The sequence below is a fragment of the Vibrio sp. 704 genome, assembly GCF_033339295.1.
This window is the reverse complement of the sequence record NZ_JAWOUH010000835.1, coordinates 1-560: the sequence shown is the minus strand read 5'-3', so window position 1 is coordinate 560 and position 560 is coordinate 1. Positions and strand designations below refer to the sequence as shown.

The 560-nt window shown below is 43.0% G+C and carries 1 protein-coding gene; it reads right to left on the bottom strand.

Annotated features, from left to right (window positions below):
• Window positions 1-543, bottom strand: a 543-nt coding sequence (locus R7R24_RS29400) for a ComEC/Rec2 family competence protein (protein ID WP_318120549.1), incomplete at its 3' end; no start/stop codon positions are given.
• Window positions 544-560 lie beyond the last annotated feature (17 nt).

Sequence of the window (560 nt, the reverse complement as noted above, 5' to 3'; positions counted from 1 at the left end):
CGTATCATAGAGTAAAACTCTCCCTTCTTTTTCAACCAGTACCGCCAACCCATGCCCGACATCAAGCACATCAATACGCCAAGTTTGGTTATCTTGCTTAGGAAACAACCCGGTCATCACAACAATTACACAGACAAACATCCAAACGTAACGAGGCATAACATGTCTTAAAACGAGCACGGCACTCACTACAGCAATAACAAATGTCCACTCGGCACTAATGGGTTGCCAAGTTCCTATGGCATATCGAACCGACCAACTTAGTGGAACCAGGAATATGTCAAGCAAATACCATAGAACCGTCGCCAACATAGGAAAGAGCAATGACGCAATTAAAGCAGCAAACATGATTGGAACGACAACAAAGCCAAACCAAGGAATGAAAACCAAATTGTAGACTAAAGAAGACCAGCTAAATCCAGAGAAAAAATAGCCACTGATCGGGACAATCAATAAGCTCAGTATCAGTTGAGTCAACAAAAGTATCCGCAACTTTCCTAAACGACCTTCCTTCGAGTCTTGCACTGTGTTAACCGCAAACAAAACGGCACCAACGGATA